Source organism: Microbacterium sp. P2_F9, assembly GCF_056403635.1.
In genome coordinates this window covers 1-7,709 of record NZ_JBFUFC010000186.1, presented here as the reverse complement: position 1 = coordinate 7,709, position 7,709 = coordinate 1, and the positions used below count along the sequence as shown (strand labels likewise).

Annotated in this window: 7 protein-coding genes and 1 riboswitch; of the genes, 4 read left to right on the top strand and 3 right to left on the bottom strand. The window is 71.9% G+C overall.

Annotated elements, in window-relative coordinates; translation table 11 throughout:
• Both AC1DVT_RS16050 and AC1DVT_RS16045 read right to left on the bottom strand, forming a co-directional pair.
• Window positions 1–1,138 (bottom strand): ATP-binding cassette domain-containing protein (locus AC1DVT_RS16050; RefSeq protein ID WP_477389992.1); only part of this gene is annotated, 1,138 nt, incomplete at its 3' end.
• A gap of 156 nt (window positions 1,139–1,294) precedes the next feature.
• Window positions 1,295–2,293, bottom strand: coding sequence for an aggregation-promoting factor C-terminal-like domain-containing protein (locus AC1DVT_RS16045; protein WP_477389991.1), 999 nt, complete (start codon window positions 2,291–2,293; stop codon window positions 1,295–1,297).
• A gap of 275 nt (window positions 2,294–2,568) precedes the next feature.
• Here AC1DVT_RS16045 and AC1DVT_RS16040 point away from each other — a divergent pair, with 275 nt between their 5' ends.
• Window positions 2,569–3,639: an enoyl-CoA hydratase/isomerase family protein gene (locus AC1DVT_RS16040; protein WP_477389990.1), complete on the top strand. Its 1,071-nt coding sequence runs from the start codon at window positions 2,569–2,571 to the stop codon at window positions 3,637–3,639.
• A gap of 46 nt (window positions 3,640–3,685) precedes the next feature.
• Complete coding sequence (locus AC1DVT_RS16035; RefSeq protein ID WP_477389989.1) at window positions 3,686–4,615, top strand: J domain-containing protein; 930 nt, start codon at window positions 3,686–3,688, stop codon at window positions 4,613–4,615.
• A 25-nt stretch (window positions 4,616–4,640) separates the two neighbouring features.
• Here AC1DVT_RS16035 and AC1DVT_RS16030 read toward each other — a convergent pair whose 3' ends face one another.
• A complete protein-coding gene (locus AC1DVT_RS16030) occupies window positions 4,641–6,023 on the bottom strand; it encodes a D-alanyl-D-alanine carboxypeptidase family protein (RefSeq protein WP_477389988.1) in 1,383 nt (460 codons plus the stop codon).
• Window positions 6,024–6,178: 155 nt separating this feature from the next.
• Window positions 6,179–6,287, top strand: a riboswitch (TPP riboswitch).
• Between AC1DVT_RS16030 and AC1DVT_RS16025 the strand changes: the two genes are divergently transcribed.
• Together AC1DVT_RS16025 and AC1DVT_RS16020 are read left to right on the top strand one after the other, a co-directional pair.
• Window positions 6,279–6,908: an ECF transporter S component gene (locus AC1DVT_RS16025; RefSeq protein ID WP_477389987.1), complete on the top strand. Its 630-nt coding sequence runs from the start codon at window positions 6,279–6,281 to the stop codon at window positions 6,906–6,908. (Overlaps the previous riboswitch by 9 nt.)
• 1 nt (window position 6,909) lies before the next feature.
• Window positions 6,910–7,709 (top strand): ABC transporter ATP-binding protein (locus AC1DVT_RS16020; protein ID WP_477389986.1); only part of this gene is annotated, 800 nt, incomplete at its 3' end.

Genomic DNA, 7,709 nt, shown 5'->3' with positions numbered 1-7,709 from the left:
CTTCCGTGTCGTTGTCGGCGTCGGCGTCTGCGGAATCGCCGGCGAGCACGGCGGCTGCGGCGGCACCCGCCGCGACCGGGGCRCCAGCGTCCGCCTCCGCGGCGACTTCGGTCGCCTCCGCTTCGGTCGCCTCTTCCGCGGGAGCCGCTTCGGCGTCGTCAGCGTCTGCCGCCTCGACCGCGGCGGCAGCAGCAATACCCGCCCCTGAGGCAGCAACGCCCGCCCCGGCGGCGCTCGCGTGCACCCGCACACCGTTGACCAGGTCGAGGAAGACCTCTTCGAGTGCGGGACCACGGCGCTGCAGCGACGAGAGCGGAACGCCGGCGTCCGCGGCGAGTCGGCCGACGCTCACCGGATCCAGGCCGCGCACGGTGAGGCCGGAGCGGAGCACCTCGACCTCGACGCCCGCCGCGGTCAGCACTCCGGCCAGGGCGGACCGGTCGGGCGAATCGACGACCGTCGCGAATTCGTCGGGGTTGGTGAGCTCATCCAGGGCCCCCTGGAACACGAGCCGTCCGGTGGCGATGATCAGCAGCGAGTCGACGGTCTGCTGCACCTCGGCGAGCAGGTGCGACGAGACGAGCACGGTCCGACCCTGACGGGCGAGGTCGCGCAGCAGTCCGCGCATCCACTTGATGCCCTCAGGGTCGAGGCCGTTGGCCGGCTCATCGAGCACGAGCACGCCCGGATCGCCGAGCAGTGCGTAGGCGAGTCCGAGGCGCTGCTTCATCCCGAGGGAGTATCCGCCGACCTTGCGGCCCGCGACATCCGCGAGACCGACGAGTCCCAGCGCCTCATCGACGCGGGACGCGKGAAGGCCGKCGGCCTGGGCGTAGACCTTCAGATGATTGGCGGCGGTGCGCCCGGGGTGGAAGCTGGATGCCTCGAGCACCGCGCCGACGGACTGCAGCGGGTTCGCGAGCTTGGCGTAGGGGAGTCCGCCGATCGTGGCGGTACCGCTCGTGGCACGGACGAGCCCGAGCAGGACGCGCAGCGTCGTGGTCTTTCCGGCGCCGTTCGGACCGAGGAATCCAGTGACCAGCCCCGGCTCGACGCGAGCGGTGAAGCCGTCGACAGCGGTCACCGCGCCGAAGCGCTTGGTGACTGCGGAGAATTCCAGCACTTGTCCTTCGGGCATGCCGAACCCTCTCGTCGTCGTGACTTTCCCCTATCTTTGCGGAAACTTCACGCTCTCGCCGGGACTTTGTGCACCGAGCCTGCGGCGCGTTGAGCGCCGTGCCGCGGCAGACGCGGCGAAGGGCGCGGGGCTCCTCGCCCCGCGCCCTTCGACCCGTCAGTACCAGCCGGTCGATTGCGAGTGCGACCACGCCCCGCAGGGCGAGCCGTAGCGTCCGGAGACGTAGCCGAGACCCCAGGCGACCTGGGTGGCGGCGTTCGACTGCCAGTCGGCGCCGGCGCTGCCCATCTTGCTGCCGGGAAGGGCCTGCGGGATGCCGAAGGCACCGCTCGAGCGGTTGTAAGCCTGGTAGTTCCAGCCCGACTCCTTGTTCCACAGCGCGACAAGGCATCCGAACTGGTCGTCACCCCAGCCGTATTTCGGGAACATCGCGTACGCGGACGCCTGTGCGCCGGCGGGGCTGTTGTCGCCCGAGCCGCCGCCGGAAGGGATCGCGGCGGTCGGGCGGGAGGATGACGACGACGAGGCTTTGCGCCCCGCAGCTGCAGCCGCAGCTGATGCGGCTTCGCGCTCCGCAGCCGCAGCGGCTTCGGCCTCGCGTCGCGCCTTCTCCTCCGCCTCCTGCTGAGCCTTGAGGGCAATCGCCGCGTCGAGGCTGCCGCGGAGTCCGGCCACCTGCTCGCTGACGGACGCGACAAGGGCGGTGACGTCGTCGGTGACATCGGGAAGCAGGGGTGCGGGCAGGTGGTCGATGCCCAGGTCGAGGCGATCCGCTGCGTCCTCGAGCTTCGCGGTGTCGACCGACGTGTCGGGCACGCCGACGTCAAGTCCCGACGCCGCGATGTCGGCCGTGACGGTCGCTGCTGCGGCGACTGCCGCATCTGCGGCGGCGATCGCTTCGTGTGCGTCGGTCGATGCTGCGTCGGCCGTCGACTCCGTGACTGCCGGAGCAGGCTGAGCGGAAGTCGCGAAGGAAGCGAGTGCGAAGTTCACGGGCGTTACGGAGGCCTCAGCCGTCGAGACCGGCACCGTGCCGGCGAATCCGACGAGGGTGAGGACGCCGACAGCGGCTGCTCCCGCGAGGATCGCCGGGCGGCGACGAGCGCGCCGTTCGACCAGGCGACGGGTACGGCGGTCAGGTGTGAAGGACGTCATCGAGCGCATGAATTCGGGTTCCGTATCAGTAGTCCGCGCCACCGGGAAGGCGGCCTGCGACCGCACCTGCGGACACAAAACCCTGATCCTGCACGTCTTTTCTGGACGTTATCTGAGCGTTACCTGGACGCGGGGGGTTTCGAGGGGCTTCGCAACGGGACTTCGGCATCGCGTGGAAGCACTGGTTGGTCGCCCCGCCGGGGCGTGCGTTCGAGCCGATGATGGCTGCGACGGCACCCGGCGCACGTGATCCACCGCGCGGTAACGTTGCGATCGTGACCGACACCGCGCCCGAAGCCGAACAACGCATCCTCGCCCGGGCGGCAGGCGGGCTCGGTCGGCTGACTCTTGATCGCCCTCGGGCCATCAACGCTCTCGATCTCGGCATGATCCAGGCCATCGGCGCGGTGCTCGATACCTGGGACGACGACACCGACGTCGACGTCGTGCTGCTCGACGGCGCGGGCGACCGCGGGTTCTGCGCCGGCGGCGACGTGCGGGATCTCTACGATCAGATCGGCTCGGGCGATCCTGAAGGAGCCGCGCGGTTCTTCCGCGCGGAGTACGCCGTGAACGCCCGCATCGCGGAGTACCGCAAGCCCATCGTCGCCCTCGCGGACGGCATCACGATGGGCGGCGGCATCGGCCTCGCCGGCCACGCATCGCTGCGGGTGGTGACCGAGCGGTCGAAGCTGGCCATGCCCGAGACCCGCATCGGGTTCTGCCCCGACGTCGGCGGCACCTGGCTGCTGGGTCGAGCGCCCGGGCGGCTCGGCGAGTACCTCGGGCTCACCGGCGGAACGATGGATGCCGCGGACGCGATCTACGCCGGCTTCGCGGACACGCTCGTCCCGTCCCAGAACCTCGAGGGGCTGCGCGACGCCCTGGAGACCCGCGCCGACCCCACCGGACCGGGCGAGCTGGTGCTGCTCTTCGATGAGACGCCTGGGCCGTCCGCGCTGCAGGCCGCACGGCCCTGGATCGACGACGCGTTCGCCGCCCCGACGGTGGCCGAGATCGTCGAGCGGCTCCGCGCGCGGCCGGAGGCCGAGGCATCCGCCACCGCCGATCTGCTCGACACGCTCTCGCCCACGGGCCTCGCGGTGACGCTCGCGGCGGTCCGCCGCGCCCGCGAGCTCCCCGACCTCCGCGCCGCGCTCGCGCAGGAGTACGGCCTGGTGATGTGGTTCGTCACGAGCCACCCCGACCTCGTCGAGGGGATCCGCGCCCAGCTCGTCGACAAGGACCGGTCGCCGCACTGGCAGCCGGCGACCATCGGCGAACTGGCACCGGACACCGCGGCATCCGCCTTCGCATACGTCCCCGCGATCCCGCTGTGGGCGTGACGCAGCCGCCGCCTGCCGAATCAGGCGCGGACGAGACGGCCTCCTGATGTTCGATTCCCCACTGTCCGCGTCGGCCTACGAGGTGCTCGAGGTCGATCCGGCTACCTCCGAGGAGGCGCTGCGCAAGGCGTACCGCCTGCGGATGCGCCAGACGCACCCCGACACCGGCGGCGACGCGGCCGTGTTCATCCAGGTGCAGCGCGCCTGGGAGCTCGTCGGAACACCCGAGGCGCGTGCCGCGTACGACCGAGGTCACGGGTTCGGTGCGCACGCCGCCCCGTCCTTCGCTCCGGATGCCCCGACCTGGCGTCCGCCGTCGGCCCCCGCCGACACCCGCCCGCGCGCCCGCTCGTACGGCCAGCCGGGCGGCTGGCGCCGCGAGCGCTACCTCGACCTGATGCGGGAGTGGGTGGGCCGAGGCGTCGCCCTGCCCGATCCGTACGATCCCGTGCTCGTCCGCTCCGCGCCGCAGCACCTGCGTCGCCTGCTCGCCGATGCACTCGCCGAAGAGGCGACCGCGGGGATCGTCGCCGACCTGGGCATGGGCTACACCGTGTGGCACGACGTCTCGAGCGGCCCGAATCCGGAGGCGAAGCTCGATCACATCGTCCTGGGCCCGAGCGGTCTGTACGGCGTGCTGTCCGAGGACTTCGGCGGCCCGGTGCGGGTGCGCCGCAGCGAGCTGGTCGGCGCGCCGATGCCCGGACCGCCCATCACCGGGCTGCTCGGCGCGATCCGGGCGATGGCCCGCGGCACCGGGGTGCGCTTCAGCGGCGCGATCGTGGTGCTGCCCGACGAAGACCTGCTCGGGCCGATCCAGGAGCTCGGCCGACTGAAGGGCACGCCCGTTGCGGTCGTCTCCCGCAGTGCCCTGTCCACGGTGCTGCGTCGTGGGCTCACCGGCGCGCGCGCCCTCGGCGGCAACGAGCTGTTCGACGTGCGCACCCGCCTGCAGCAGGCGGTCCGGTTCGTCTGAGGACGGATGCCGCGACCTCGCGCGTTCAGCCGGCCAGGCCGAAGAGCTCCAACGGGTGGGTGAGTCGCCACCAGGCGGTGGGGGGCTTGATGTCCGACGCCAGCTGGGCGCCCACCGTGCTGCTGTCGAGCGGCCCGGTCACGGTGACCGAGCCGACGGCGTCGCGCTTGTCGCGCTTCTCGCCCAGGTCGAAGGTGCTCGACACCGCGCCGGCCCCGCTGTTCCACAGCACGACCGCGGCATCGGCATCCGTCACGACATCCGCGTGCTCGCCCCAGACGGTGTCGACGACGCCCACGATCGTTCCCTGGGTGACCGACGGCTCGGTCTGCAGGTCGGCCTCGAGCTGCGCGAAGAGAGCGCGGGTGGCCTCGAAGCGGGCGTCGTCGTCGGGCTGGCCGAGGACGTCGGCGTAGAGGCGCACCGGCGTCGTGCCGACCGTCACGTCCTTCGCGGCGAGGAGGTTGAACTGATCGAGTGACCCCGTCTTGACGCCGATCACGCCAGGGTCGGCGAGGAGCTTGTTGGTGTTCTCCACGTGTCCCGCGCCGGGCAGCTCGGTCGAGGTCTTCGCGACGATCTCGGCGATCACGGGGTTCGCGAGGGCCTTCTGCGCCAGCGGGATCAGCGCCGCAGCACTGCCGACGTTGCGGGAGTTGAAGCCGGTCGGCTCGACGATGGTGAGTCCCGGCACCCCGTGCGCATCCATCCACGCGCGGGCGGCGCTGGCGAAGACGGCATCCGTCGACCAGATGTCGCCGGCGAGGCGGTCGGCATAGTTGTTCGCCGAGCCGATGAGCATGCCCTCGAGCATCTGGTACTCGGTCAGCGAGCCGCCGACCGGCACGTTCAGTGCCGACTCGCCCCGCGACAGGTAGCCGTAGTAGCGGCTGCGGTCCGCCGAGGTGAAGTGATACTCCGGGCCCTGCTCGCCGAGCCCGAGCGGCAGCCGGTCGAGCACGAGGAGGGCCGTGACCACCTTCGTGATGCTCGCGATGGAGTCGGTGTCGGTCGTGGAGGCCAGGACGCCGTCGATGCCGGCGACCGAGACGGCCCCTGATCCTTGCGCAGGCCACGCGGGCGCGGCGGCGGGGGCTGGGATGGAGTCGACCTGGACCGCCGCGATCGTGGGTGCGACGGCGGTCAGCGGCCACAGCAGGGTCGTGATGGAGTAGGCGCTGAGGAGCATCGCGATGACCGCGATCGGGACGAGCACGCCGGCACGGAATGGAGACCTGCGCGGCGCGCGGCCGAGCAGGTCGGGCTCGACCGGAATGACCGGGCTCGTGGCCGCGGTGAGATCCGCCGCCGGGCCCGGCGCGAGCAGCAGGGACTGCTCGTCCAGCCACCCGAACGCGACCCGCGCGGGAGGCGCGTCCTTCACCTTCGTGACCTTCGTCGACGTCATCGTCGAATCCTTCAGTGGTATCGCTTCCGGCGCCGGCAGTGGGTCGTCGAGGACGACCGTACCCGTCTGCCCGCGGAGCGCACGGCGCGACGGCGGCGCGGCGTCGGGGGGGTTCACTCGCCTAAGGTACCGTGCCGCGGCGGCGGTATACTCATCGCCATAACCACGGGAGTCCGGTGTGCCGGGCTGAGAGGAAGCGACCAAGCTTCGACCGTCGAACCTGATCTGGGTCATGCCAGCGCAGGAAGGAGAACTATGAACGCGTCTGCGTCCGCCCCCACGGTCCCCGCACCGGTCGGATCGCGCCTGCAATGGCGGATCGTCGACATCGTCGTCGCCAGTGTCATCGGCGTCGCTTCGGGCCTGATCTTCCTCTTCTGGAATATCGGATACCTCGGCCCGAGCGCCCTGCTGTCGTCGCTGCTCCCCGGCCTGCAGGGGCTGCTCGATGGCCCGTGGCTGTTCGCCGGAGTGCTGGGTGCCCTCATCATCCGCAAGCCCGGTGCAGCTATCTACACCGAGGTGCTCGCCGCGGTCGTCTCGGCGCTGATCGGCAACGTGTGGGGCGGGTTCCTCACCCTCGAAGCGGGGCTCATCCAGGGTCTCGGCGCCGAGCTGATCTTCCTCGCCTTCCGCTACCGGGTCTGGACCCTGCCGGTCGCGGTCCTCGCCGGCATCGGCGCGGCGCTGGCGGGCGGGATCAACAACCTCGTGCTGTGGTACACCGGGGCCGACCTCGCCTTCACGATCGTCTACCTCGTGAGCACCGCGATCTCGGGTGCGCTCATCGCCGGCGCCCTGCCGTGGGTGCTGGTGCGCGGACTCGCCAGGACCGGGGCGCTCGACCGCTTCGCCTCCGGCCGGGCCGTCCGCGCGCGCGTCTAGCGTGACCGGCGATTCGCTCGCCGTCGCTCCGGCCGCGGTCGAGGCGCGCGGCTGGGGCTGGCGGCACGCGAGCCGGCGTGCCTGGGCGCTGCGGGATCTCTCCTTCCGCATCGAACCAGGAGAGCGGGTGCTGCTGCTCGGCGCGTCGGGATCGGGCAAGTCGACGCTGCTGCACGGACTCGCGGGTGTGCTCGGCGGCGACGACGAAGGCGAGTCCGAGGGAGCCCTCCTCATCGACGGCGAGCCGGCCGCGGCCGCGCGTGGTCGGGCGGGGCTGGTGCTGCAGGACCCGGATGCCCAGGTCGTACTCGCCCGGGTCGGCGATGACGTGGCGTTCGGGTGCGAGAACCTCGGCATCCCGCGGGCCGAGATCTGGCCGCGCGTGCGGGCGGCACTGGACGCCGTCGGACTCGAGGTGCCGCTGGATCGCCCCACCAAGGCGCTCTCCGGCGGCCAGAAGCAGCGGCTCGCGCTGGCGGGCGCGCTGGCGATGCGCCCAGGCATCCTGCTTCTGGACGAACCCACCGCCAATCTCGATCCGCAGGGCGTCGGCGAGGTGGTCGCGTCGGTCGGGGCGCTCCTGGACGCGCAGGCCTCGACCCTGGTTGTGGTCGAGCATCGGGTCGACGTCTGGCTGCCGGTCGTCACCAGGGTGATCGTGCTGGATGCCGAGGCGGGCGTCGTCGCGGACGGCTCGCCCTCCGCCGTGCTCGGCCGCGAAGGCGCCCGGCTCGCCGAGCGCGGCGTGTGGGTCCCCGGTCACGGCCCGGCCGTTCCCGCCCCGCCTGTCCGCGCGCCGGG

What these genes read in the sequence shown, in the direction of transcription:
- AC1DVT_RS16045 (WP_477389991.1), bottom strand. Translation starts at nt 2,293, where the DNA reads ATGACGTCCTTCACACCTGACCGCCGTACCCGTCGCCTGGTCGAACGG.
- AC1DVT_RS16035 (WP_477389989.1), top strand. Translation starts at nt 3,686, where the DNA reads ATGTTCGATTCCCCACTGTCCGCGTCGGCCTACGAGGTGCTCGAGGTC.
- AC1DVT_RS16030 (WP_477389988.1), bottom strand. Translation starts at nt 6,023, where the DNA reads ATGACGTCGACGAAGGTCACGAAGGTGAAGGACGCGCCTCCCGCGCGG.
- AC1DVT_RS16025 (WP_477389987.1), top strand. Translation starts at nt 6,279, where the DNA reads ATGAACGCGTCTGCGTCCGCCCCCACGGTCCCCGCACCGGTCGGATCG.